At 62.3% G+C, this 23,517-nt stretch carries 27 protein-coding genes; 6 read left to right on the top strand and 21 right to left on the bottom strand.

Annotation, left to right across the window (positions count from 1 at the left end):
* Positions 1-18 precede the first annotated feature (18 nt).
* Genes H276_RS0115110 through H276_RS0115045 form a run of 14 tightly spaced genes read right to left on the bottom strand, consistent with a single transcriptional unit; the run spans position 19 to position 13,739 of the window.
* Positions 19-888 carry an ABC transporter permease gene (locus H276_RS0115110; protein WP_019972146.1) on the bottom strand — a complete coding sequence of 290 codons (870 nt, stop codon included), beginning with the start codon at positions 886-888 and terminating at the stop codon, positions 19-21.
* Positions 885-2,531 carry a fatty acyl-AMP ligase gene (locus H276_RS0115105; RefSeq protein ID WP_051111460.1) on the bottom strand — a complete coding sequence of 549 codons (1,647 nt, stop codon included), beginning with the start codon at positions 2,529-2,531 and terminating at the stop codon, positions 885-887. The genes H276_RS0115110 and H276_RS0115105 overlap by 4 nt, the downstream gene beginning before the upstream one ends.
* A gap of 8 nt (positions 2,532-2,539) precedes the next feature.
* Entirely contained in the window at positions 2,540-2,818 is a 279-nt protein-coding gene (locus tag H276_RS0115100) for an acyl carrier protein (RefSeq protein WP_019972144.1), read from the bottom strand.
* A gap of 11 nt (positions 2,819-2,829) precedes the next feature.
* Positions 2,830-3,615, bottom strand: a complete 786-nt coding sequence (locus H276_RS0115095) for an ABC transporter permease (protein WP_036461169.1) — start codon at positions 3,613-3,615, stop codon at positions 2,830-2,832.
* A gap of 41 nt (positions 3,616-3,656) precedes the next feature.
* Entirely contained in the window at positions 3,657-4,604 is a 948-nt protein-coding gene (locus H276_RS0115090; protein WP_019972142.1) for an ABC transporter ATP-binding protein, read from the bottom strand.
* A 7-nt stretch (positions 4,605-4,611) separates the two neighbouring features.
* Positions 4,612-5,355: a hypothetical protein gene (locus H276_RS0115085; RefSeq protein WP_019972141.1), complete on the bottom strand. Its 744-nt coding sequence runs from the start codon at positions 5,353-5,355 to the stop codon at positions 4,612-4,614.
* Positions 5,352-5,858: a hypothetical protein gene (locus tag H276_RS0115080; RefSeq protein ID WP_026357029.1), complete on the bottom strand. Its 507-nt coding sequence runs from the start codon at positions 5,856-5,858 to the stop codon at positions 5,352-5,354. Before H276_RS0115080 ends, H276_RS0115085 begins: the two co-directional genes overlap by 4 nt.
* A gap of 7 nt (positions 5,859-5,865) precedes the next feature.
* Complete coding sequence (locus H276_RS0115075) at positions 5,866-6,573, bottom strand: hypothetical protein (RefSeq protein WP_019972139.1); 708 nt, start codon at positions 6,571-6,573, stop codon at positions 5,866-5,868.
* On the bottom strand, positions 6,570-8,075 hold the full coding sequence (locus H276_RS0115070) for a pyridoxal-dependent decarboxylase (protein WP_019972138.1): 1,506 nt from the start codon (positions 8,073-8,075) through the stop codon (positions 6,570-6,572). The genes H276_RS0115075 and H276_RS0115070 overlap by 4 nt, the downstream gene beginning before the upstream one ends.
* The gene (locus H276_RS0115065) at positions 8,072-9,424 is read right to left on the bottom strand and encodes an aminotransferase class III-fold pyridoxal phosphate-dependent enzyme (protein ID WP_026357028.1); all 1,353 of its coding nucleotides are present in this window, start codon (positions 9,422-9,424) and stop codon (positions 8,072-8,074) included. The genes H276_RS0115070 and H276_RS0115065 overlap by 4 nt, the downstream gene beginning before the upstream one ends.
* The gene (locus H276_RS0115060) at positions 9,421-10,515 is read right to left on the bottom strand and encodes a fatty acid desaturase (RefSeq protein WP_019972136.1); all 1,095 of its coding nucleotides are present in this window, start codon (positions 10,513-10,515) and stop codon (positions 9,421-9,423) included. The genes H276_RS0115065 and H276_RS0115060 overlap by 4 nt, the downstream gene beginning before the upstream one ends.
* Positions 10,512-11,492: an SDR family NAD(P)-dependent oxidoreductase gene (locus tag H276_RS0115055; RefSeq protein ID WP_019972135.1), complete on the bottom strand. Its 981-nt coding sequence runs from the start codon at positions 11,490-11,492 to the stop codon at positions 10,512-10,514. Before H276_RS0115055 ends, H276_RS0115060 begins: the two co-directional genes overlap by 4 nt.
* Positions 11,492-12,727, bottom strand: coding sequence for an N-acetyltransferase (locus tag H276_RS0115050; protein WP_369758484.1), 1,236 nt, complete (start codon positions 12,725-12,727; stop codon positions 11,492-11,494). The genes H276_RS0115055 and H276_RS0115050 overlap by 1 nt, the downstream gene beginning before the upstream one ends.
* A complete protein-coding gene (locus tag H276_RS0115045) occupies positions 12,657-13,739 on the bottom strand; it encodes a hypothetical protein (RefSeq protein WP_026357026.1) in 1,083 nt (360 codons plus the stop codon). Before H276_RS0115045 ends, H276_RS0115050 begins: the two co-directional genes overlap by 71 nt.
* Positions 13,740-13,925: 186 nt before the next feature.
* Between H276_RS0115045 and H276_RS0115040 the strand changes: the two genes are divergently transcribed.
* The 4 genes from H276_RS0115040 to H276_RS0115025 all read left to right on the top strand — a co-directional run bounded on the left by H276_RS0115040 (position 13,926) and on the right by H276_RS0115025 (position 16,581).
* The gene (locus tag H276_RS0115040; RefSeq protein ID WP_019972132.1) at positions 13,926-14,537 is read left to right on the top strand and encodes a hypothetical protein; all 612 of its coding nucleotides are present in this window, start codon (positions 13,926-13,928) and stop codon (positions 14,535-14,537) included.
* Between the two features lie 10 nt (positions 14,538-14,547).
* Entirely contained in the window at positions 14,548-15,327 is a 780-nt protein-coding gene (locus H276_RS0115035; RefSeq protein ID WP_019972131.1) for an RsiV family protein, read from the top strand.
* Between the two features lie 23 nt (positions 15,328-15,350).
* Positions 15,351-15,842, top strand: coding sequence for a hypothetical protein (locus H276_RS0115030; protein WP_019972130.1), 492 nt, complete (start codon positions 15,351-15,353; stop codon positions 15,840-15,842).
* A gap of 64 nt (positions 15,843-15,906) precedes the next feature.
* Entirely contained in the window at positions 15,907-16,581 is a 675-nt protein-coding gene (locus tag H276_RS0115025; protein ID WP_019972129.1) for a bifunctional 2-polyprenyl-6-hydroxyphenol methylase/3-demethylubiquinol 3-O-methyltransferase UbiG, read from the top strand.
* A gap of 19 nt (positions 16,582-16,600) precedes the next feature.
* Here H276_RS0115025 and H276_RS0115020 read toward each other — a convergent pair whose 3' ends face one another.
* The 3 genes from H276_RS0115020 to H276_RS0115010 all read right to left on the bottom strand — a co-directional run bounded on the left by H276_RS0115020 (position 16,601) and on the right by H276_RS0115010 (position 20,706).
* Positions 16,601-17,455, bottom strand: coding sequence for a metal-dependent hydrolase (locus H276_RS0115020; RefSeq protein WP_051111454.1), 855 nt, complete (start codon positions 17,453-17,455; stop codon positions 16,601-16,603).
* Between the two features lie 795 nt (positions 17,456-18,250).
* Complete coding sequence (locus tag H276_RS0115015; protein WP_196807930.1) at positions 18,251-20,377, bottom strand: cation-translocating P-type ATPase; 2,127 nt, start codon at positions 20,375-20,377, stop codon at positions 18,251-18,253.
* Between the two features lie 44 nt (positions 20,378-20,421).
* Positions 20,422-20,706 carry a DUF1490 family protein gene (locus H276_RS0115010; protein ID WP_019972126.1) on the bottom strand — a complete coding sequence of 95 codons (285 nt, stop codon included), beginning with the start codon at positions 20,704-20,706 and terminating at the stop codon, positions 20,422-20,424.
* 90 nt (positions 20,707-20,796) lie between these two features.
* On the opposite strand from H276_RS0115010, the gene H276_RS0115005 reads away from it, so the two are divergent.
* On the top strand, positions 20,797-21,795 hold the full coding sequence (locus H276_RS0115005) for a permease (RefSeq protein ID WP_036461161.1): 999 nt from the start codon (positions 20,797-20,799) through the stop codon (positions 21,793-21,795).
* The gene (locus tag H276_RS0115000) at positions 21,792-22,505 is read left to right on the top strand and encodes a TIGR03943 family putative permease subunit (RefSeq protein WP_019972124.1); all 714 of its coding nucleotides are present in this window, start codon (positions 21,792-21,794) and stop codon (positions 22,503-22,505) included. The genes H276_RS0115005 and H276_RS0115000 overlap by 4 nt, the downstream gene beginning before the upstream one ends.
* Here H276_RS0115000 and rpsR read toward each other — a convergent pair whose 3' ends face one another.
* The 4 genes from rpsR to rpmB are packed head-to-tail and all read right to left on the bottom strand — an operon-like array spanning position 22,506 to position 23,468.
* Entirely contained in the window at positions 22,506-22,766 is a 261-nt protein-coding gene (gene rpsR, locus H276_RS0114995; protein WP_155943112.1) for a 30S ribosomal protein S18, read from the bottom strand. It abuts the gene before it with no gap.
* Complete coding sequence (gene rpsN, locus H276_RS0114990) at positions 22,763-23,068, bottom strand: 30S ribosomal protein S14 (RefSeq protein ID WP_019972122.1); 306 nt, start codon at positions 23,066-23,068, stop codon at positions 22,763-22,765. Before rpsN ends, rpsR begins: the two co-directional genes overlap by 4 nt.
* Positions 23,068-23,232, bottom strand: a complete 165-nt coding sequence (gene rpmG / locus H276_RS0114985) for a 50S ribosomal protein L33 (RefSeq protein WP_018603652.1) — start codon at positions 23,230-23,232, stop codon at positions 23,068-23,070. The genes rpsN and rpmG overlap by 1 nt, the downstream gene beginning before the upstream one ends.
* On the bottom strand, positions 23,232-23,468 hold the full coding sequence (gene rpmB, locus H276_RS0114980) for a 50S ribosomal protein L28 (RefSeq protein WP_018603651.1): 237 nt from the start codon (positions 23,466-23,468) through the stop codon (positions 23,232-23,234). Before rpmB ends, rpmG begins: the two co-directional genes overlap by 1 nt.
* Positions 23,469-23,517: the final 49 nt, after the last annotated feature.

Here is a 23,517-nt window from a genome sequence, read left to right as displayed (position 1 = left end):
ACGAGTGATTCGGTCACTTCACAGACCTGTTCTCGGAAAAAGCATTGCGTAGAGCTGACTCACGGCGACGTTGACGATCATCAGGACCAGGACCGATCCCACCACCGCTGCATTGACGGCATTGGCCACTCCGGCTGGCCCCCTTCGCGCGGCAAGGCCCTTCTGACAGGACACCACCGCAACGATTGCCCCGTACACGGCCGACTTGAACAGTGCGAGGAGCATGTCTCCCGTGGTGGCGAAGGACGCAAAGGTGGCGACGAAGCTACCGGGCGATCCACCTTGGACGTAGACATTGAACAGGTAGCTGGACAGGAAACCAACGAAGCACACCACACCGGTCAGCGCCACGCCGACGATGATTGCGGCGGCAAAACGGGGTACGACAAGGCGTCGCACGACTGAAACACCCATGACTTCCATGGCGGCGGTCTCTTCACGCATGGTCCGGCAGCCCAGATCAGCGGTCATCGCGGCCCCCACCGCAGAGGCGAGTAACAGAGCAGCAACCAACGAGGCTGCCTGGCGAACTATCGCCAGGCCACTGGCCGCGCCGGCCAACGAGGAAGCTCCGACTTGACCCGCCAGCAGAGCAAACTGGATCGACAGGGTTACGCCTATCGGCAACGCCACGAGGATCGTCGGCACCACGACAGCGCCGGCCATGAAAGCAGCCTGACGAACAAACTCGATCCACTGAAATCGTCCGGTGAGCATATCGATGAAGAACCAACGAACTGTGTGGACACCCAGTTCTACCTGGTCACCAACAGTCGCGAGCGCCGCCATGGGGTGACGTTGTATGAATCCGGCACCCCAGTCCCTCAGCGCTACAGCCCTTTCCGATACCAGTTCGACAGCGCGGGCGTCCCGATCCCGCACTGTCATCTGGCGAGCTCACCCTCCCCTAGTCGATGTAATCGATCGGCGGTCTCCGACCGGCGCAGCTTGCCCGACGAGGTTTTCGGTATCCAGCCCACAGGTACCAGATGCACCGTGCGAGGACTGATTCCGAGCTTTCGATAGACACGGTCGGCGATCTCGGTCCGGATTCTTGCCCTTTCCGCACCGTCGCCATGCAATGCGGACTCGGCCACCATCGAGAATCCCTCACCGACCCCCGCAGTTGAGAACCTCACCGCTGCAACAGCGCCAGCCCGAACCCCGTTCACGTCCGCCACCGATCGTTCGATGTCTTCGGGGTGGACGTTGCGCCCCGAGACAACGAGAACGTCCTTCTTGCGACCACAGATGACCGGTTGACCGTCATCGGTCAGGTAGCCGATATCCCCGGTGCGAAACCAACCGTCGGAATCCGTGACGGATTCGACACCGTCTGCGGTGCGGTACCCACGGGTGACGTTTTCGCCCCGGACCTCCAACTCACCTATGGCCGGCGAGGTCACCTCCGAGCCGTCCTCGGCCACCACTCGAATTTCACAGCCCGGCAACGGCGGCCCGAGCGCCACCCGCTGAGCGGAATCCTCTTGGCTCGCTACCAGTTCAGGATGGGGTGGGGTGAGCGTGTAGCCCTGGCCCGGTCGGACGAGCGACACCCCCAGTGTTGCCTCCGCCATACCATAGCCAGGGATGATGGCCTCTTTCTGCAAACCAAACCTGGCCCCCTCGACCAAGAGTCGCTCCAGTGTCTTCACATCCACCGTCTCCGCACCGCTGAGCGCGAACCGCAGTGTCGACAGGTCGTACGCACCATCTGCTGCCTTGCGCAGGCGACGAGCGAGTAAGGAGTACGCGAAGTTCGGGGCCGCAGTCATGGTGCCGCCGTGCCTCGTTATCAGGTCTGCCCAGAGCAGCGGATCGCTCAAGAAGTCCACCGGAGTCACCTTGACCGTCTCGATGCCCAGACACATGGGCACGATGAGGTAACCCATCATGCCCATGTCGTGGAAGAGCGGCAACCAGCTGACCACAACGTCAGACTCTGGATCCGCTCCTGATGCGGCTTGCATTCCCCGCAAGTTGGCTTCGATATTGCGATAACTGATGGTTACCGCCTTGGCCCGCCCGGTCGAACCAGAGGTCAGTTGTTGAAACGCGATCGCATCGTCTGGTGTGCTCACAATCCGACCTGATGCCCCGCCGAACAGCTCAGGAAGTTGCAGAACCCGTCGAGCGACACCGGAGAGTTCGCCTACCGCGGATCGAAAGGGCGACCCCACCACCACGGTCGAGGCCCCGATCGCGGAAAGCGTGGCAGCGAGGTCGGCCGCCCACAGCGCCAAGTCCATTCGGTGGGTTGGATGATGCAGCATCGTCACCGAGGCACCGCACATCCAAATTCCCTGTACCAGTGGGGCAATCTCGCCCGGAGCGCCGGCCAGCACGGCGACGGCTTCCCCCGGTTCGACCCCGCTTGCCTGCAATGCCCCCGCGACGCTGCGGGCCATTTCGTGTACGTGTGCCCAGGAGGACGTCGTCATGTCGCCGAGTCGGGACCGGCCATCTTCGTCAACAGGCGCAGTGGTGAGGCCGCGGACCGTGTCATCGGCACCGGCGCACAGCCTCTCCATGATTGCGTTCACGAATCCCCCGCTGAACTCAGCGCTGCCGCCCCCGATGCCGCAAGCCGCCGATTCTCAACCAGTTCGACCAACGCGCCGAGAGTCTTGCACTCGAAGACGTCGTCTTTGCTCAGCACCACGCCGAACTGATTCTTGATCTCAGCGACGCCAAGGGCAAACGACAGCGAGTCGAAACCCAAGTCCCCCACCATTTCTGAGAAATCATTCACGTGCTCAGTGGGCAACTCGAGCTCGTCGGCAATAAATTCGATGAGAAAACTCCGTACTTCTGACACGATGTGGTTTCCTACTTTCCGATCTTCTTGCGCATTACGAAATAAATAGGTATCTGCAAGATTGCGAACATTCCAACGGCCACCAGGCAACCCTTGATCACCACCATGGTGTCGAATTCGCCGTACATGATGGTCGATGCCGCCGACACGATGTGAGAGAACGGATTTACGTTGATGCTGATCCTGAGCCAGTCGGAAAGAAACACCGACGGCATCAGCGCCTGGCTGACGAAGAGTACCGGCAGAGCCAGCGGCAGCATCGCCACCGGCGCCTGGGGATTGAGGGTCCGCAGCGCCACCAGGTAGAACAGCGAACTGTAGGCCGCTGACCACAAGAACATGAGCACGATCAGCAGCGCCGCTGTGAGCACGCCGGCGCGTAACGGCGCATCGAGCAGCGCAAGCAATCCGATGACAATGATTGCCGCCGGCAGGATCCGGAACATCTCGAAGCCGTACTTGGCGGCCATGATCTGGCTTGTGGACACGCCATACAGCCGGAGCCGGTCGGTGAATCCCGAGCGGATCTCGTCGATGAGGGTGCCGGCGCCGTAACCCGCGCCGAGCATGGGTATCAACATGATCAACCCCGGCGCGATATAAGCCGTGTAGGACGACAACGGAAAACCCGGGAGATCGGCGACTCGCTGGAACATCGACCGCACGAAAATCACCAGCACCACTGGGAAGACGATCGGGAAGATGAAGCCGAACACCGGCTGGCGCAGCCCGACGACGACATACCGTCGGAAGAGCCGCAGGGTGTTCACCATGGCCGAGCTTCTCCGGGTGCTCATCGACGTTTGCGCCGTGGCCTCATCGAGGCCTACCTGCGCGCTCATCGGGTGGCCTCCAGGAACGCATCCCGCAGCGACGTCGACCGCACTTCGATGTTTGCATCGGCCAAGCCCAATCGACTCAGGTCAGCACTGAGCTGTCCGAGCGCCGACGCGGACGCGGACGTCAACGTGGTAGTGAGCGCGGCGCCGTTGCTTCGCTCCACTGCGTAACCGGCATCATTGAGCTGTCGCACAGCGTCTTCCGATATTCCCCCACCCGCCGAGATATCGACGACGAAGCCGTGGCTTCTGGTGAATTCTTGCGTCGACCCGGATGCGACCAATTTGCCGTCCTTGATGATCCCGACTTCGTCCGCCAGCGCGACCGCCTCATCCATATCGTGGGTTGTGAGCACAACCGTGCGGCCCTGCGACCGCAGCGACCTGATGGCGTTCCACACCTCTTGTTTGCCCTCGATGTCGAGGCCGGTGGAGGGTTCGTCGAGGAAGAGCATTCGAGGGTTGTGAGCCACCGCCAGTGCCACGTCGACTCGGCGCCGCATCCCCCCGGACAGCGCGCCCACTTTGCGGTTCAGGTAGCTCCCCAGACCGAACTGTTCGACCAGCTCGTCCTCGCGCCGACACCTATCGTCCTTCGACCAGCCGGCCATTGCCAAACTCATGCGTACCTGTTCGATCGGGGACATCCAAAGGTCGAGAGCGACTTCCTGTAGCGCAACGCCGATGAGCGGCCGCAGCTCCTCGGTGTCATCGACAGGTATTCCCAACACCTCCAACTGCCCGCTGCTGGGGCGCAGCAACGTCGTAGCCATACGAATGGTGGTTGTCTTACCTGCACCGTTGCGGCCGAGCAGGCAGTAGACGATCCCGGTCGGCACCGTCAAACTGAGCCCGTCGACAGCGTTGACCTCCGAACCCGGATAGGACTTCACGACGTCGACCGCACTCAAGGCCGGCGACGAATTCTCTTGGTTCTCGTCAGACATCGGTGTATCAGTCTCCGACTTTGGGCAGGACGTTGCGTTCCAGCTTTTCCGTCATGTGGATTCCTTGAGCTGTCAGACTCACGTCGAGAGCGGTGTGGAGCGGAAAGCTCCCTCCTCTGGGCGTCTCGTTCACCTGGTGAATCGATCCGGTGCTCACCCCCGAAACATCGAGTTCAACTACGGTTCGGGTCAATTCGACCGGTTTGCCGCGCCAACTGGCTTGGCGGGTGCCCTCGGCCCGCACGGTACCGGTCACCGTGGAGCCGCCACCGCACGTGCCCTTGAGTTCACGCGATTCGGCTATGTCTCCCAACGCAATACCTCCGTCCACGGCGCATTGCAAAGAGACCCTGGAATCCAGCGGGTTGACGATCGCTATCGCATCCAGTGTGCTTGCGCCGTCCCGGGTGGATACCATCCCGGTCTCGTATGGGAAGCGGTCGCCCGAGTAGTACTGCTCGATCTGTACCTCGCCACGCCGCGGTCCCGGGCCGATGGTCAACGTCCCCGATGTCGGCAGCGCCGTCGTCTCGTCGAGGTAGGTCACCGATCCCGATATCTCGAGCGGATAGCTGCCGAATGGTGAGTCCTGGCGGGGCTCGTTGGCTGCCTCTGCCACGGCGTCTGGGTACTTCAGAAGTTTGTAGGCGTGCCCAACCGGTTGTCCGGCTTCGGCATTCACCGATGTGCAGCCGCCGAGCAGAGCCGACGCGACCACCCAGGCGGCCGCGCCCACCCCGATCCGGTTCACCGCGCAACACCAGTGGCGGTCAGACTCCGGTTCAACCGATGGTGCCGGTGGCTGAAGAAAGCAGAGAGAACCCTGCTCATGAGGCTGCCCCAGCCGGGAATCAGACCCATCGGCGCTTGCGGGGCAAGCGTGATTTCATCGGTCACAATCGTCTTGTCTCCCAACGGCTCCAGGGTCCTGTGATGTACCCAGATCCGCATCCCGGTCATGACCGACTCCTCACGGAACATGTGTCCTGGGTCGATCCTGGCAATGGTGATGTCGTCAAAACCGAAGGGGAGAAACCCGAAAAGCAACAAGAAACTCTTACCGATCCGCGTACCAGGCGCCACATCAGCGATCGACTTGCCACGGAACTGACGTGGCATGGTCATCTTCATGTAGGGGCCCATCTCGTCGTTGATCCCCTCTTGTGTGGTGACACGTTCCCACACCCGGTCGATCGGGCAGTCGATTTCACTGACCTTCTTGAACACGTGCTCTTTGGTGTGTATCGATCGCATGGTTCCCCTAATCAGAGTGCAAGAGTGTTGAATTGGTGGCCATCGCCAACAGTGAGCCCCCATTTCGGTCGAGGGTGCGGGTGGCGTCGGTGACGAATGATCCGCTGATGTCGACCACTGCCGGAACGCTGTCGGCGCCAATGTAGCGGGGCATGATCTCACCGATCTGTTGGATGCGATCGGACAGCAGATGGCTGTACCACTCGAATAGCGGGACCACGAGCGCGACCGTGACGAACTCGACGCCGTCGGCCGCGAGGCTGCCGAAGAAGGCCTGCCAGAGCTGCTCGATCATGCCGACACGGCGGTATTTCTTGCGCACTCCTTGCGTAGCAAGCTCGGCAACCCGTTGTGGTGCTATACCTTCGAAGAAGGAATTCCACCATGGGTGGATATAGTTCCGCGCCGGATGGCCGTCCACTGCATAGTTGCGGCCGTCGCGCAGCGTGCTGAAACTGTCCAGGCCCAGTTCGGAATCCGCCCTCAGGGCTCTTAGGACTCCGACCGGCTCGTCCGGGGAATCATCGGTGAAGCTCACGAATATCTCTGAGGACTGCTCCCACGGACGGTAGTGCACCATTTCCGTCGCAGCGACATCGGACTCGTCCGCATAGTTGTTCTCTAGACCGAAAATCTCGTACTCGACACTTTTCGCCCACGGAAATCGATCGTCCGACGCTCGAATCCGTTCGACACGCTCCATCTGGTCACTCATGCGGTGGTGAACTCCCTTCCGCGGGTTCGGAGGATCTGCTCGCCCTGCTCGGCAATCGCGGCGACAGTGCCGGCGGCCAGCTCAGCGGTTACAAGGGGGTTGACAAAGGTGAGCTTGATCGCCTGGTGTCCCGCAGCTTTCGATCTGCCGACGATAGCGTGACCCGAGTGCGCCAGCTTGGTGCGGATGGCGTTATTGATCTCATCGCACTCGAGATCACTCAAACCTGTGTGCTGCCAACGTAGTACCACGGTGTTTGTCATTACCGGTGCCAGCAGGGCCAGGCTGGGATGGCGGTCCGCCGCTTCGGCGGCAGCTGCAGCGGCTGCGCAGGTGGCATCGACCATCTCGGCGATGCGCCGCTGCCCCAACGCGCGCAGGGTGACCCAAACCTTGAGGGCATCGAATCTGCGTGTGGTTTGGATCGATTTGCCTACCAGATTCACCACGTCCTGATCAGAGTCTTGTTCCGGATTCAGATAGTCGGCGTGGCCGGCCAAGACATCGAAGGACTTCCCTTGGCGTACCAACAACGCGCTACAGCTAATCGCCTGGAACATCAGCTTATGAAAATCGATGGCGATCGAGTCAGCCAACTCGATACCGGACAACAGATGGCGATGAGTATCGCTGAATGCCAGACAACCGCCGGCACAGGCGTCCACGTGAATCCAGACGTTCCGCTCTCGGGCAACGGCAATCGCTTCCCGCAGCGGATCGATCGCACCGTAATCGGTAGTGCCCGCCGTGAGTACAAGTGCCATGATCGGGGTGTCCGCCGTAGCCGCTTTGGCCACCTCGTCTGCCAGCGCCCCGATGTTCAACCGTCCGGCCGAGTCGGTCGGGATCTCCACCGGTGCGGCCGCCAGGCCCAGGATTCGTAGTGCTTGTTGCACGGAGAAATGTGTCTGCCGGGTACACAGCACTCGCCACGCCGGTGCTTCGGGAGGCAGACCGCGCGTGGCGACGTCCCAACCGAGAGTTCTCTTGGCGAACAGGTCGCGTGCGATCAACAGCGCCTCAAGATTGGACTGGGTTCCACCGCTGGTGAAGGTGCCGTCCGAACCGTGGTCGTATCCCATGGCGGTGCAGAGGTATTCGATCACCCGCTGTTCGACCGCGGTGGCTGCGGGCGCCTGATCGAAAGAGTCCATCGACTGATTGAAGGCGTTTATCAGGACTTCGGCGGCCAGCGAGGCCACCGTCGGAGGACAGTGCAGATGAGCGAGGTAGGCGGGATGGGTGACCGCCGCCGAGTTTCGAGCCAGCAGATTGACCGCCTCCCCCAGCGCTCCCGGCAGACCGATGCCGACCGGGATATCAAGGGGCAAGGCGTCGACGGCTTCTTTCAGGTCTGCATACCCCTCCACCAGCCCCGGTGTGGGCTGCTCGGCCAACTCGGTGCCCACCCACGTGGTTGCGAGCATCATCGCTTCGCGGTACCCGTTCAGACCGGATGCAGTGACGAAGTCTGCCGCGAACGGGCTGGGGTCCGCCTTCACCGTGCCCCCGCCCGGGCGGCATCCGCCGATCGTCGGCTATCGACTTGGCGCACCGCGGCCTCGAAAGCATCCAGTGCGGCCGCGATGTCGCGCTCCCCGATGACGAGTGGCGGCAGGAATCGCACGACATTGCCGTATTGACCACCGGTTTCAACGATGAGGCCGTGCTGCAGGCAGGCCCGTTGGATCTGCTCGGCCAGCTGAGGAGCCGGCGCACCGCCAATCTGATCCCACGGAGTTGCCGGATCGATGATTTCGGCAGCCAACATCAAGCCGGCGCCGCGAACGTCACCGATGATGCCCGTTTGCGCAGCAATCGCGGTCAACCCTTCGAGAAATATTCGCCCGTTCACCGCGACCTGGTCGGCCAATCCGGTCTCGACCGCGAACCGGATGACGGCGCTGGCAGCGGCGAATGACATTGCGTTACCACGGAAGGTGCCGGTGAATGCGCCAGGTTCCCACACGTCGAACTGTTCACGGACCACGAGGACGGCAATGGGCAGACCGGATCCGAGCCCCTTGGAGATCACCATGATGTCCGGCTCCACGCCGCAATGCTGAAAGGCCCACGGCGGTCCGGTACGGAACATCCCGGCCTGCACCTCGTCGGCAATGAGTGGCACACCGAGGCGCTCCGCTCCGTCGCGAAGCGCCTGGCCCCAGCGGTACGGCGCAGGGATCACGCCGCCCTCCCCGAGAACGAACTCCGCGATGATCGACGCGGGAGACGTCACCGCGGTGTGGGGTCGGGTCAGACTCTCGACAGCGGCTACCGCCAGGTCGACACCTCGCTCTCCGCCGACCCCGAACGGGCACCGGTAATCCTGCGGGTAAGGCAGAAAGGTAGCCCGCGGTGACAGCACCACGGGCTGCTGCCGCAGCCCGCCACCGGAACTCGCGGCGCGTGCCGCACGTGTGCAACCGTGGAATCCGCCTTGCACGCCGACGTGTTCGCGGCCGCCGGTCGCGATTTCGGCCAGCATCAACGCGGCCTCGACAGCGCTGGCACCGCTCGGTGAGCACAGGTGGATGCGGCCGGCCGCCGCCATTCCCGGCGGCAGGATGGACAGCAGGTCCTCGACGAACCGTTCCCTGGTCGGGGTGTGGAAGTCCAGTGACTGCCACGGCTCTCCAGAATCGAGCGTCTTGACCACGGCCTCACGTACAACGGGGTGATTCCACCCCAACGACATTGCCCCGGCCGCGGCCAGGCAGTCCACGTACCAGCGACCGTCACTGTCACGCAGCCGAGCCCCGGCCGCTTCCACGGGCCGGATCGGCAACCGCCGGGAATAGGTGGCAGCACCCGATTCGCGCACGGCAGAAGATGATCGCGCCAAGGTCATGCCGACCCCCCAGCGGAACGCGACACTCGAGCAGAGGTGCGTGGGCGGGCCAGCAACCGCCGGATCGAAGCTGTCAGTGACCGGTCCTCGGTCACCCAGTACCCGCCATCGCGCGGAATCGCTTCCGCCAGACGCCGACGCGCCTTGCCGAGTTGGTGGTACGGCAGCTTGGGAAATAGATGGTGTACTGCGTGAAAGCGCAACCCAAGCGGGGCCCATAGTTCGCCGAGGATGGGCAGTGACGGATGGTCGATCGAATCCAACACCTGCTCAGAGAATGTCATCTGTTCGTTCTCACTCTCGTAGCGGTGGGCTGCCAGCACCCGAATCCAGTTGACGAACAGCACCGCTGCGACGATCACGTATGCCTCGAGCAGTCGGTTGGGTGAGTACGCACCAAGGCCCAGCAGCACCATCATCGCCACGAGGTAGGAAAAACATGCAAACTCCTGCACCAGCCAAGAGCGCGGGGTTCTGTCGGCTGGGAGCACCCGGACATAGTCCGCATCGATCATCAGTGCCGAGGCGCGCGTCAACACGTACGAACGGAACGCCGGAACCAGCCAACTCAGCGGAGCCAAAACCAGAAAGCGCACGACGAACACCACCGGCCCGAGCAACGCGGTGAACGGCAACGCGATCACCCGCCAGCGCGGCTCGCTGGCGTAGGCCACATACTCGCCGTCTTCAGCAGTGCCGTAAGTACGCGATCCGTGGTGATCCTGATGAAACTCGTAAGTGAATTTCGGTACCAGAAAAGGGATTCCGCAGACAACATGCCAGACGACCGAAAACCAGCGCAGTTCTTCCGGCGCGTGGACGATCTCGTGTACGAACAGCACCGCCCGGTAAAAGGCCAGCGCCGCGACCAGCATGCACACGACAGCAGGTGCAGACAGTAGGTCATCGGCCGGGCACAACACGAACGCGACGTATCCGATCCCCGCGCACACCATGAGGTCGCCCCAGTAGATCCACTGCCTTCGAGCCGAGAGATCGGCGACCAGTGAGCGCGCCTCGGCCATCGAAATGCCGAGCACTTCCTTGGAGCCAGGCCTCCTGGACGAGGCTTGCCGGGTATCGACGTTCATCGAATAAACTCCGAAATCAGTTCAGGGACAGAGACTCTTGGAATGCCCAGTTCGCGCACAGCTTTGTCGGGCGCGTAATACACCTGACGGGCCATCAATTCGACGTTCTCCGGTATCAAGGCATCTTCCGCATGTGGGCCGCCGACCAGATCCCGCACCACCCGGTTGCCTGCACCAATCGCCCGGAGCACGCCCACAGGCGCGGTTCTGACCTTGTGCCGTCGACCCACTGCGTCGATGAGCAGTTCGGCGATCCGGCGGTAAGTGAGATTTTCGGTCGCGAGAATGTATCGCTGGCCGACCTCACCCTTGACCATTGCGCCAGTGGCACCTATCACGAAATCCCGAGCCGAACACACAGCGGTACCGCCGGGGGGAACGACTCGTAAGAGTCCGCTTCGCGCCGCGGACAACAAGCCCTGCCAAGAACGCACAGTGCCGGATCTCGGTGCGAAAACGGCCGCGGGATTTATCACGACCACCTCAAGGCCATGCTCAACGAAGTCCAGCATCACACGCTCGCCTGCACGTTTGGTCGCGGCATAGACGTTGTCCACAACCGATTCCCGGACATCGAACGACTCGTCGGCCACCACCCCGTCCGGCGGATAGCCAACAGCGGCTGTCGACGACACATGAACGACACGTCCGACGCCATGGCGCAGTGCGCTCCGCGCGACATGATAGGTACCCAGTACATTCACATTCCAGATGGCATGGCCCAAACGAGAATTCGGGGAAGCAATGCCGGCGAGGTGGTAGATCGACGAGACACCCCGGATTGCACGGTCGATGCTGCACGCATCGGTGACATCAGCCCGAACGATCTCCACGTCGAGTTCAGGAATCTCCGGTATGCCAGCTTGGTCCTGGGGGCCTACCACGATTCTCACGGGATCGCCGGTGCGTGCGAGCTCGGCGACAAGCGCGCGACCCAGATAACCGGCACCTCCGGTGACGAGAATGCGACCGGTCATCACAGCGCCTTCTGATAGACCCGGTGCCGTTTCTCCGGGTCGGTCTTCATCTGAGCCGCCAGCGAATTCGACCAGACATTGTCTTCGTGCACCCAGGTTGTGGCGACGGACGTATACCCGCTGCCCGTGATGGTCTTGACGATCTCCCCCGCCAGGACTCGTCCGATGCCCGCCCCGAATTGTGTTTCGACAGCGCCGATGAGCACCACGACCGCGGTGTCGACGCCGCGGATATGTCCGTTACGTCGAGTCGCAATCCGTAACAGTGTCGACGGTGTGAGCCTTCCCGACCGTCCGGCGATTTCGTTGATATCGGGCAACATCAAGAGAAACCCGACTGGCTGTCGGTCGGTTTCAACGATCCGCACGATATTCGGGTCGATCAATGGTCGCATCTCCGCGGCCATACCCTCGAACACTGCTTTGCTCAGCGGGACGTTCTCCGGATGCCTGGCGAACGAGTCGTTGTACAGGCTACGAAGAACCTCCAGTTCGTTGCCGAACTCCGACATCCGTACCGGCCGGGTCGTCACATTCTGCGTTCTCATCACCGCGTCGGCGCGTCTGACCAAGCGTCGCTGAATCTCGCTGCTACCCTCGGCGTCCCACCGATACGAGGCGGTGTCGAACTTCTTCTGATACCCAGCGGATTCGATCAGTCGCGGATAGTACATCGGGTTGTAGGGCTGCATGAGAGTCGGCGGCTTGCCGTAGCCCGAGATGAGCAGACCTACCTCCTCACGTGTCGAATAGCTGAACGGTCCAACTATTTTGGTCATCCCCCTACGCCGTGCCCACCGCTCGACGGCGGTCAGCAACACCTCGGCTACGTCGTCGTCCGGCGGACACTCGAAGTGACCGAAGAAGGCGCAGTCGCCGTACCGTTTGACGTACTCGGAATCAATGCTCGCCGATATACGTCCGACCGCACGTCCCGATTGGTACGCAACGAAGTTCGCGATTTCGACCTCTTGATGCAGCGGATTCTTGCCCGCGTTCATCTTTGCCACCATGGTGCGCCGCAGCATCGGCCGCCATTGCGCATCGTACCGATAGATACGCCACGGTAGCTGCACGAAGTCCTTTACTTCTGTGCGCGACGCCACCTCGCGCGCGTTGAGAGACCACGCATTGCCGTTCCGCGGAGACCGCGTAGATGTGTACTCATTTAGCACGAACGATTCCCAGATCGTGCGCAAGCTCGGGATTTCCCTTGCTTTTCCAGAGGGCGCCATCCATGTAGAAGTGATGCAACACGAACATCAGTGGGACAGCGAAGATTACCGTGTCCAACTGTCCGGCGAGAATGCCGATACCGGCCAAGCAAGCGGCATACAGCGGGAGCGCCTTTCGAGTCGAGAGCCGGGCCAACAACAGCTTCTTCTCAGCCGGATCCGCCGAAGCGGCGAATCTGGTGTTGTTTCTCGTCCAGTTGATCAGGTGGTACTGCAAGCTGTGAGTGGTGGTGGCGATCAGAATGAGCGCGAACAGATCCGACACCAGCAGATACGACAGGTTGTAGGACAACGCGGCGATGACAAGGGTGGCCACCGCCATGGTGGGTAGGGCGGTCTGTCCCGCACGCCGCAGCTTGACCTGCTCCCAAACGGCCCTAGCGACCAGGACCACGGCGATCACATACGCACCGACGACGAGCACGCTCGGTATCGGCGGGACGGGCACACTGAGATTGGAGAACGGCAGGCGGTGACCAAACACCTCGTAGTCCGAAAAGTGCAGCCCGTGGCTGGCCCGGTAGATCACCGGGGCGAGGCAGATGGCATAAAGAGCGTACTTGAGGCGGTTCCGCGGCCCCTTGTATCCGTTCTTCGCCGCGTAGATGTTCATGATCCCGAAATGCTGCTTCAGGACATGGAATACCTGCCAGTACGCCCAAACGGCCAGTAGCGGCACCAGCCAACCGCCGAACCAAAGCACACCGACGATCGTGCCGACTACCGCGAAACTGATCACATAGTGCCGCCAATACCGCGTCCGTTCCCGCGGATCCAGCCAGATTCGTGCCGTGGTGGTCAGCACATGCGGTAAGTCGGACAGCAACGAGAACGCCACTGCTCCAATGAGAAATATCCCCTTGTGACTTTCGGCAGCGAAGAGTACCGCCGACAGCAGGGCGCCGAGGCCGAACACGAAGAAGATGTCCACACGACGGCTGACGAACCAACCTGGTTGATGTTCCCCATCTTTCAGGTGCGGCTGTTGAGCATTTGCGGCGACGGTAGCCATCGCAGCCCCCTCCCAGTGGCTTCAGCAAGAAGTCTTAATGAAAATGGTTTTCGTTATCGTCTTAACGTAAGGTCGTCTGGAGACGGTGTCAACGCCAACCCCGCTGTCAAGCAAGAATGTGGCCGCCGCCACATGGGGCTCCGCCAGGGCCGGCCCTCAACCGCAACGTGAACCAAGGAACGAACCGTGACGTCAAAGACCGAAGACGACACCGCCGAAGTCGTTGTTGAAGAGCCGACCGCCGCAGAGGAACCCGAGGACGGCGAGAGCGGGGCCAGCGACGCAGACACCGGCGAACCGGGGGTCGGGCGGCGCGGGCTCAGACTTCGCCACCTGACCATGGTAGGGGTGGGTATGGTTCTCGTTGCCGCACTTACGTTCTCGGGCCTTTTCGGCTGGCAACTGTGGCAACAGTGGCAATTGGACTCGGCGGGCCGCCAGGCCCTCCAGACAGCGATCGACTACGCGCAGACGCTGACCAGTATCGACAGCGATCAGGTTGACGACAACTTCACTCGTGTTCTTGACGGCGCCACGGGCGAGTTCAAGGACATGTACACGCAATCCAGCATGCAACTTCGACAGTTGCTCATCGACAACAAGGCGACTGCCCATGGGACCGTGGTCGATTCGGCAATCCAGTCCGTGTCCAAAGACAAGGTTGTCGTCCTGCTGATGGTCGATCAGACCGTGACCAACACTGCTCAGCCCGATCCCCGGGTTGACCGCAGCCGCATGAAAATCACCATGGACAGAGTCGACGGCCGATGGCTTGCCGGCAAAGTCGAACTTCCGTGAGGTGGTCCAAATGCCGAAGGTAGCCATACTCGTCGCAATGTCGGTCGGACTCGCATTCCTGGGTGCGCCGACAGCGCGTGCCTCCTCGGAAGCGTTTTGCACCGAGCTCGGCGGAGACTTCGATGGCCACTACTGCCGCACGGTGGTGACTTCGGTGCGCAATGCCAACAGGGATATCAGAATCGCGATTCCAGGCGAGGTCATCGATAACCCGGTCGCCCACACCGCGATCCGCGAGTATCTGCATGCCCTGTATGAGAATTGGAGCGCCAAGGCCGTGGACATGGCTCAGGACAGCTACGGCGAGGCGAACTTCGAGGTGTTCAGGCATGACTCGACACTCTCGGTGGTATTCCACGAGGACTATCACGCGGACGGGCCTGCGATCAACAACGCATACCGCACGTTCACGTTCGACATGGCGACCCGCAGAGAACTCGAGCTGAGAGATATCGTCCGACCCGGAGCCGATCCACTGATGGATATTCCACGGCTGGCAGCACCAGCCGTGAGCGAGGCCTTGGACCGGGCTGCGCCCCCACATCAACCCGGCACCTATCCATTCACCCCGGATCGCTGGACACCGGACAAGGTGTACTCCGGTGGCTACCGGTCATGGGCGCTGACACCGGATTCATTGATCATCTACATGCCCGACTATCCAGTCGCGCATGATATTCCGGTCGACTACAGCCCGGGCATGCCGGTTTGGTCAATGGACGGCGGCACCGTACAAGCGCACATACCGCTCACTGCGTTATCACCCGTGCTACGACCCGAGTACGCGTAATCCCCAGTCTGTCAGGAGCGCCCATGGCCGAGAAAATCCACGCCAGACCGATCGTCAAGGCCATAGCCGCACTTGTGGCCACCGCCGTTCTCGTCTGTCCGGTTGTTTTGGGCTGGCTGTGGAAGGCACAACGCGACAGAGATACGGCGGCCCGCGAGGGTCTGGCTGCGGCACAGCAATTCATCGGGGTTTTGACCAATATCGACGCAGGCAAGCTCGACGAGAACTTTAGGCAAGCCGCCGAAGGATCGACCGGAGCCTTCAAGGACATGTATGCCCAGTCCAGCGCGCAACTGCGGCAGCTCCTGGTCGAGAACAATGCCACCGCGCACGGCCTGGTCGTCGAGTCAGCCGTCAAATCGGTGTCGACCGACAAGGTCGAAGTGTTGATGTTTGTCGACCAGTCGGTGAGCAACGCCGCGTCGCCCGAACCGCGATTGGATCGCAGCAGGATCAGGATGACCATGGAAAAGGTCGACGGCCGCTGGCTTGCAGGAAAAGTCGAGCTTCCCTGAAAGAGATGTTGCCGAATCGGCAAGTACGGTTGCATAATTTGCCGCCGGCCGAAACGATGATGCCATGCAAGACCAGACGTCCGGCAAAAGCCAATCCAGCACCCCGGCCTACGATCCGGAAGGTGACGCGCGGGAATTCTGGGATTCGATCTACCGCAGAGCAGGCCAAGCGGCGACAGGACGTGTGAACGCCCCACTCGTCGAGTTCGCATCCCAACTTGTTCCCGGCAAGGCGCTGGACCTGGGCTGTGGCACGGGCGGCGACTCGATATGGCTTGCGCAACACGGGTGGCGAGTCGTCGCGGTGGACGTCGCACCCAGTGCATTGCGGCTCGCCGCCGACTTCGCCCGACAGCTACACGTAGACGAGTCGATCGAGTTTCAACAGCATGATCTGTCCGATAGCTTTCCGGTCGGCTCATTCGATCTTGTGTCGGCACAGTACCTGCACTCACCGGTTCGTTTTCACCGACCGGAGATCCTGAAACGGGCTGTGAACGCGGTCCGGCCAGGAGGCACGCTGCTGATTGTGGATCATGGCTCGGCAGCACCATGGTCGTGGAAAATCTCTGAGCACCAATTCTTGTCACCCCAAGAGGTACTGGCCTCACTGCAGTTGGACGACGATCTGTGGGACCAGCTGCGGGTGTCCTGTGTCGACAAGGAGGTCGTCGGCCCAGACGGTCAAACCGCCACCGTGACAGACAATGTGATTGCGGTGCGGCGACACGCAGATTGACATGCCTGGCATTTTGGGGCTACTTCAGATGGTCCAGAAGCGTGCCCTCTGAACCGAAATACTCCTCGCGCCAACGCTCGAGCAGTTCACTGTGGTCGATATCGTCGGGGTGGAATCCAGTTCTGAAGTAATCCCGAATCTGAGAAAGCACCCCGTGAAACAGCGGCTGACGAGGTAACGCGGCAATGCTGCCGGCGGTCTTGACCGGGTGCCGCCATGCCCAGGTATCCGACCCGATCGATAGCAGAAGCACAACTGTCCTGGTGAGAAACAGAAACAGCACAGTTGCCATGGCGGCAGTGCGCATCCGCTCGGTTCCACCGACGTACCGATATACGTCGAATGCAACCGCCTTGTGTTCCATTTCCTCTATCGCATGCCAGTTCAACATTGCCCGGACCTCCGGGTCGGTCAGTTGTTGCTGAACCCAAGGTGTGCTCAACACCTGGGCCCCCAACACTGCGGTCAGGTGTTCTACGCCTGCCGTGCTGGCCAAAGCGAATCTGGCTATGCCATCTGGAAGATGATCACGGTGCCGCTCAAAACGTTTGACCATCTTCGTACCGAGGCGATCGATAGCGCGCGTGGCCCAGTAACCCATCCTGCCCAATTCCGCGTTCAAAGACCGATGATGTAAACCATGGGTCGTCTCTTGCCCGATGAATCCAGCGACTTGCTTTTTCAGCTCTGAGTCGACGATCTGTTCACGGTAACGCCGGACAGAGTGAATAAAGAACTCTTCCCCAGAGGGGAAGAAGCCGGACAAGAGCGCCACCAGATGACTCATTGCGATGTCATTGGCGACAAAGTGCCGGCGCGACGGTGATCCTCCGTCAAATGTGAAGGAAATCCTACGTGTTGCAATGACTTTCATGACCGCACTTTCCGGCCGGCGCTGCCACGGCACGCCGTCACCTCCACCTGTTCTGGCGACAACCGGCGGTCAGACATGCAATCTCCTTCGAACAACGAGAATCTTTCCCCTGTGTCCGAGCTCGGAAGCTCTTCCGGACGAACCCTCGGCCTGACCCCATGTTAATGATAATCATTTTCATTAGGAAGACCTACCTCCGTCACTCACCATCACGTCAGTCGCACCATTGACGGGTTATTGAGCAGAAAACCCTTATTTCATAACGAGTTTCAGTGCTACGCTCGGCGAGTTGGCTTATTGAAAATAATTTTCGACAAGGATCGACACGCCACGTCCGCCACGCGAAAGGCGCGCATATGCCGAACCGGGTCTATACCTGCGATCCATTCACCCTTGCCATCTGCAGGCATTGCTCGGCAGAGCCGCAATCCCTCCTGATCGGCTTGCTGAGTAACGTCATACGCCAATGCCCGCATGCAGTCCTGGTGAGCACGGACTGCCTGTTAGGGGAATTCACTTGTGCAACAATAAATTCCGATCGTACCCCGATACTCGTCCTACAGCCGTGCTCGGTTGATCGAGTCCCGAACGCGGCAGCGATCTGGATCGGCCCCGTCAACACCGACGCCGACGCGCGCAGCGCGTGCAACTGGATCGCGGCCGGCGGGTGGGATCGAGCGAACCTCCCACTACGTCTGCGGGCAGACCTGAATCTTTCACGTGCGAGTTCTCAAAACTAGATCTGCAAAGCGCCGATCCCCGGACATACCCCGAAATCGGGGCCGTTTCATATCACTACGTGCTGGTGTCGTCCGCTTTTGGCTGGCGAAGTTCGTAACGGATGAGCCTGGCACTGTTGGCCACCACCGCAACTGACGACGCGTTGTGCAGGATCGCCGCAAGCACCGGCGACAGTGCGCCCCCGGCCCCGATCGCGAGTCCGATCGCGTTGACCGCGATGGCCATCGCATAGTTCTGTTGGATGACGTCGACCGCCCGCCCGCCCAACGCCCGCACATCGAGCAGTCGGCGCAAGTCATCACTGGCGAGCGCGACGTCCGCGGTCTCTACGGCAACATCCGTTCCGCCCAGACCCATCGCGATGCCTATGTCGGCTGCCGCCAAGGCCGGCGCGTCGTTGACGCCGTCGCCCACCATCGCGACGGTATGTCCCTGCTCGCGCAGTTCACGTACCAGTTCGAGCTTGTCCTCGGGCATGACCTCCGCACGCCACTCGGTGATGCCCAGTTCGGCTGCGACCGCGGCAGCGGCGTCGGGATGGTCGCCGGTGATCATCACCACGCGCTGCACCCCACTGGCCCGCAACCTCTCCAGCACCGCCGCAGCCTCCGGGCGCACCTCGTCACGCAGGCTGATCAGGCCCACCAGCTTGCCGTCCACCGCGAGCAACAGCGGCGTCTCGGCCCGGGCGCGCAGCTCATCCACCCACTCCACAGCCCGCTTGGTCACGCGAACCTTTTCCTGCCGTAGCAACGACGGGCTGCCCAGCAGCAGCGTGCGCCCGTCGGCCCTGATACGCATTCCCAGACCGACCAGAACCTCGCATTCCTCATGCGGAGGAATCTCGATATGCCTTTCTTTGGTCGATCGGATGACAGCCTCGGCCAACGGGTGCTTGGCGTGGATCTCCGAGCTGGCAGCGTAGGCCAGGACTTGCTCAGGTTCCCATTCCTTTTGAAAGGCAACGACATTGGTCACGATCGGACGACCGAGAGTCAGTGTGCCGGTCTTGTCGAACACCACGGCGTCAACCCGGCCGGCTTCCTCAAGGTGCGAGCCACCCTTGATCAGGATCCCCCGTCGGGCGCCATTGCCGATCGCCGCACTGATCGCGGTCGGAGTCGACAGGCCTACCGCACACGGGCAGGCAACCAGGAGCATGGTCATCGCGCGCCGTACGTCTCTGGTGACGACGAGTGTCACGGCTGAAAGCAGGAACGATGCCGGCACGAAACGCCTCGAGAAGTTCTCACCGATCGTCTGGATGGGTGCCCGGTCCTGCTGTGCCTCTTCGACCCGACTGATGATCCGGCCGATCGTCGTCTGTCGTCCGACGGCCTCGGCTTTCACCACCAACTGCCCGCGAACAACAACCGAGCCTGCGAAGACCTTGCTCCCCGGCATCAAAGCGACCGGGAGATTCTCACCGGTGATCGCCGACTGGTCGACGATCGCCTCCCCATCGCTGACGACGCCGTCGACCGCGATCGCCACTTGTTCGTGCACGACGACCTCATCGCCGATACGCACTGTGTCAACGGCAACCTCGACCTCGGTTCCGTCGGGTAGCCGAAGCCAAACCGTATCCTGCGTGCCCTGAAGCAGATTGGCAATGGCGCGGCGGGTGCGCCGGAGCGTCAAATCTTGGAGGTACTCGCCGATGTTGAGCAGCCACAGGACGGTCAGCGCCACCACGTTCTCGCGGAGCACCAGGCTGGCGACCGTTGCGGCCGACACGAGCATATCGGTGCCGGCGGTGCGATCACCGGTCAGAGTCCGCAGCGCACCGCGCAGGAATGGATAGCCGGTGAATATCGTCGCCCCGGTGGCGAACATTCGACTGGTTGGTCCGAGCAATGGCGGACGGCGGAACCCGTAACGGCGAATACCCAACAGCGCCAAAGCTATAGCGCCGATGGCCATCCGCACGACATCGGCGTTGTGGATATCGGCGGAGTGTGGGAGGCGAACCGGAACAAGACGGCGCTCCACGGCCGCAGCCGCGGAGATGGCAGCCACCAGCGCGGCGCGGTCACACCGCTTCGGTGAGTACCAGACCACCACCGACGCCGTCCGCGGATACGCATGCACTGCACGCACACCGGGCACCGCGCCCACTGCGTCCTCGATCGCCACCGCACGCACGGCATCCCTGCACATCCACGGTGCCGACACACGCATTCTGCCCGCGGCATCGGACACCACGTCCACGGCTGCCACAGCGATCAGTGATCGTGGTCGTGGTTGACCTCGGCCGCCGCGGGAGGCGGCACTTCCTCACCAATTCGTTCCCGCGCCTCGGCCACCACGTCCCCGACCTTCAGTCGGGCGGCTTCCGCCCCCTCTTCGGCTTTGCGTGCGCCGCGCAAGGCCCACGTGGTCGTCGTCACCGCAGCCTCCCGGACCGGTGCTTTTGCGACTGCCTTACGGAATCCCTCGTACGCCGCGACGCCGACCGCCCCGGTGATCACCGTCGTCGCCGCCTTCGCCAGCAATCCATGCCAAACCATCTGGCCAGCTTAACCCCAAGCACCCATGAGCGAAAATGATTGTCATTTACAGGCTGTGGCATCGGCGGGTTCACAGCCAGGACTGGCATGATGACCGCCGTGGCGACGAACGCGACGGCGACGCGAAAGCGGTTGGGGTCCATGCCCGTCCTCGTCGTCGGCATCATCGCACTGGCGCTGGCCGGCGGGCCGGCGCGGGACTTCGTCGAGCGGACCCCGAAGGTGGCGACCGCTGCCACGGTGTTCTGCGGGGTGTTCGTGCAGGCGCTGCCCTTCCTCGCACTCGGTGTGGTGATCAGCGGGTTGATCGCGGTTTTCGTCACTCCCGAGCGGTTGACCCGCTGGCTGCCGCGGCACACCGGCGTCGCGATTCTGGCGGCCGGTGTCGGCGGTGCCGCGCTCCCCGGCTGTGAATGCGGATCGGTACCCGTGGCACGCCGGCTGTTCAACGACGGCGCGCTCGGTGCGGCCGCACTGACGTTCATGTTGGCGGCTCCGGCCATCAACCCCGTGGTGCTGGTCGCGACGGCGGTCGCGTTTCCGGGTCACCCGCAGATGGTGGCCGCCCGATGCGCGGCGTCACTACTGACGGCGCTCATCATGGGTGCGGCGTGGTCCCGGTTCGGCAAACCCGAATGGATCACCAGGCGGCTGCCCCGGCCCCATCACGACGGCGGCTCGAAGTGGACGGTGTTCATCGAGGCCGCCCGCCATGACTTTCTCACCGCCTGCTCCTACCTGGTCATCGGTGCGGTCGCCGCTGGTGCGCTGCACGTGCTGGTCCCCGCCTGGGTGTATGAGCACCTGGCCGGGCATCTGGTACTCGGCGTGCTCACCATGGCGCTGCTGGCGGTGGTGCTGGCGCTGTGTTCGGAGGCCGACGCGTTCGTCGCGGCCAGCCTGACCATGTTGCCGTTGTTGCCACGGCTGGTGTTCCTGGTGGTCGGGCCGGCCGTCGACCTCAAGCTGTTCGCGATGCAGGCCGGAATGTTCGGCCGCGCGTTCGCCGTCCGGTTCTCCCCCGCCACTTTCGTGGTGGCAACCTTGGTCGGCACCGGGATCGGGCTGCTCGTGCTGGGGCCGCGATGAGCCGCGAGACCGAGAACGCACTGCTGCTGCTGATCGGGATCAGCACGGCCATCATCGTCGCCACCGGCAGCTTCACCCGCTACGTCAAACCGACCCTGCTGCCGTACCTGATCGCCACGGCCGTGCTGCTCATCGTGCTGGCCCTGGCGGCCATCGTTCGCGACATCCGGCACGGGCCCGCCGAGCAGCACGATCCCGAGCACGACCACGCCCACTCCAGCGGCACGGCCTGGCTACTGCTCATTCCGATCGCCCTGCTTGCCTTCGTGGTCCCGCCGCCGATCCGGCCGGACGCGGCATCGGTCACCGCGGTGTCCACCGACGTACTGCGGCGGCCGTTCCCGCCACTGCCCGACGGCGGGACTCCGGAACTCTCGCTGCCCGATGTGCTCATCCGCATCGCCCAGGACACCGCAGGCACGCTCGACAACCGGACCATCAAGGTCACCGGCTTCACCATGCACGACGGCGACCACACCTACCTCGCGCGCATCGTCATCATCTGCTGTGCGGCGGATGCGCAACTGGCCCGCATCGGGCTCGCCGGCCCGGCTGCCGAACCCCTGACCGGCTACCCGGAGAACACCTGGGTCACGGTCGAAGGCAGCGTGCCTGCAGGGCAGGACGATTCGGGCCGACGCACCATCCCGACCATGACCGTGCAGACCGCGGCGCGCACCGACCCGCCGCCACACCAGTACGCCTACTGACTAACCCCGCGGGCCCGCCACCGGCAAAAGTGCCATCTCCCGGGCGTTCTTGATCGCGGTGGCGACCTGGCGCTGCTGTTGCGGCGTCAGGCCTGTCACGCGCCGCGACCGGATCTTCCCGCGCTCACTGATGAAGGTCCGCAGCAGCTGCACGTCCTTGTAGTCGATCCGGGTGACGCCGAGCGCGTCCAGCTGATTGCGCCGGGGTTTCTTGAGTTCTGGTGCGGGCGCCCGCTTCTTGGAGTTCTTTTTCGCCATCACCAGCTCGACTTCCGCACACCGGGCAGCTCCCCGCGATGCGCCAGTTCCCTGACCCGCACGCGCGACAGACCGAACTTGCGCAGATGACCGCGGGGCCGCCCGTCGATAGCATCGCGGTTACGCAGCCGCACCGGGCTGGAATCCCGCGGAAGGCGTTGCAGCGTCGAGACCGCCGCGGCCCGCTGCTCGCGCGAGCTCGCCGGATTGCGGATGATCTCCTTGAGTTCAGCGCGACGTTCGGCGTAGCGCTGAACCAGCTCTCGGCGCTTCTCGTTCTTGACGATCTTGGATCGCTTGGCCATCAGCGTTCCTCCCGGAAATCGACGTGCCGACGGATCACCGGGTCGTACTTGCGCAGCACGATGCGGTCGGGATCGTTGCGGCGGTTTTTGCGGGTGACATACGTGTAGCCGGTGCCCGCCGTGGACCGTAACTTGACGATCGGACGAATATCGGTGCGCGCCATCAGATTTTCTCTCCGCTGCTACGCAGCCTGGCGACCACCGCTTCGATGCCGTCGCGATCGATCACCTTGATGCCTTTGGCGCTGACCCGCAGCCGGATCCGACGCCCCTCCGAGGGCAGGTAATAGGTCTTGTTCTGGATGTTCGGATCCCAGCGTCTACGACTGCGACGGTGTGAGTGGGACACGGTGTTGCCGAACCCGGGCTTGCGCCCGGTGACTTGGCAGTGGGCCGACATGAGCCTCCTTCGTGGTGGGGTAACCTGACTTAATCATAATGATAATCAT

It is taken from the genome of Mycobacterium sp. 141 (assembly GCF_000382405.1).
GTDB lineage: Bacteria > Actinomycetota > Actinomycetes > Mycobacteriales > Mycobacteriaceae > Mycobacterium.
Note: the sequence above shows the minus strand (reverse complement) of the source record. Positions and strands in the feature narration are given on the sequence as shown.

What these genes read in the sequence shown, in the direction of transcription:
- H276_RS0115030 (WP_019972130.1), top strand. Translation starts at nt 15,351, where the DNA reads ATGGCCGAGAAAATCCACGCCAGACCGATCGTCAAGGCCATAGCCGCA.
- H276_RS0115075 (WP_019972139.1), bottom strand. Translation starts at nt 6,573, where the DNA reads ATGAGTGACCAGATGGAGCGTGTCGAACGGATTCGAGCGTCGGACGAT.
- rpmB (WP_018603651.1), bottom strand. Translation starts at nt 23,468, where the DNA reads ATGTCGGCCCACTGCCAAGTCACCGGGCGCAAGCCCGGGTTCGGCAAC.
- rpmG (WP_018603652.1), bottom strand. Translation starts at nt 23,232, where the DNA reads ATGGCGCGCACCGATATTCGTCCGATCGTCAAGTTACGGTCCACGGCG.
- rpsN (WP_019972122.1), bottom strand. Translation starts at nt 23,068, where the DNA reads ATGGCCAAGCGATCCAAGATCGTCAAGAACGAGAAGCGCCGAGAGCTG.
- H276_RS0115060 (WP_019972136.1), bottom strand. Translation starts at nt 10,515, where the DNA reads ATGAACGTCGATACCCGGCAAGCCTCGTCCAGGAGGCCTGGCTCCAAG.
- H276_RS0115080 (WP_026357029.1), bottom strand. Translation starts at nt 5,858, where the DNA reads ATGCGATCGATACACACCAAAGAGCACGTGTTCAAGAAGGTCAGTGAA.
- H276_RS0115020 (WP_051111454.1), bottom strand. Translation starts at nt 17,455, where the DNA reads ATGAAAGTCATTGCAACACGTAGGATTTCCTTCACATTTGACGGAGGA.
- H276_RS0115000 (WP_019972124.1), top strand. Translation starts at nt 21,792, where the DNA reads ATGAGCCGCGAGACCGAGAACGCACTGCTGCTGCTGATCGGGATCAGC.
- H276_RS0115005 (WP_036461161.1), top strand. Translation starts at nt 20,797, where the DNA reads ATGACCGCCGTGGCGACGAACGCGACGGCGACGCGAAAGCGGTTGGGG.
- H276_RS0115090 (WP_019972142.1), bottom strand. Translation starts at nt 4,604, where the DNA reads ATGTCTGACGAGAACCAAGAGAATTCGTCGCCGGCCTTGAGTGCGGTC.
- H276_RS0115035 (WP_019972131.1), top strand. Translation starts at nt 14,548, where the DNA reads ATGCCGAAGGTAGCCATACTCGTCGCAATGTCGGTCGGACTCGCATTC.
- H276_RS0115095 (WP_036461169.1), bottom strand. Translation starts at nt 3,615, where the DNA reads ATGAGCACCCGGAGAAGCTCGGCCATGGTGAACACCCTGCGGCTCTTC.
- H276_RS0115050 (WP_369758484.1), bottom strand. Translation starts at nt 12,727, where the DNA reads ATGGCGCCCTCTGGAAAAGCAAGGGAAATCCCGAGCTTGCGCACGATC.
- H276_RS0115055 (WP_019972135.1), bottom strand. Translation starts at nt 11,492, where the DNA reads ATGACCGGTCGCATTCTCGTCACCGGAGGTGCCGGTTATCTGGGTCGC.
- H276_RS0115045 (WP_026357026.1), bottom strand. Translation starts at nt 13,739, where the DNA reads ATGGCTACCGTCGCCGCAAATGCTCAACAGCCGCACCTGAAAGATGGG.
- H276_RS0115015 (WP_196807930.1), bottom strand. Translation starts at nt 20,377, where the DNA reads ATGCGTGTGTCGGCACCGTGGATGTGCAGGGATGCCGTGCGTGCGGTG.
- H276_RS0115110 (WP_019972146.1), bottom strand. Translation starts at nt 888, where the DNA reads ATGACAGTGCGGGATCGGGACGCCCGCGCTGTCGAACTGGTATCGGAA.
- H276_RS0115010 (WP_019972126.1), bottom strand. Translation starts at nt 20,706, where the DNA reads ATGGTTTGGCATGGATTGCTGGCGAAGGCGGCGACGACGGTGATCACC.
- H276_RS0115065 (WP_026357028.1), bottom strand. Translation starts at nt 9,424, where the DNA reads ATGACCTTGGCGCGATCATCTTCTGCCGTGCGCGAATCGGGTGCTGCC.
- H276_RS0115025 (WP_019972129.1), top strand. Translation starts at nt 15,907, where the DNA reads ATGCAAGACCAGACGTCCGGCAAAAGCCAATCCAGCACCCCGGCCTAC.
- H276_RS0115105 (WP_051111460.1), bottom strand. Translation starts at nt 2,531, where the DNA reads ATGGAGAGGCTGTGCGCCGGTGCCGATGACACGGTCCGCGGCCTCACC.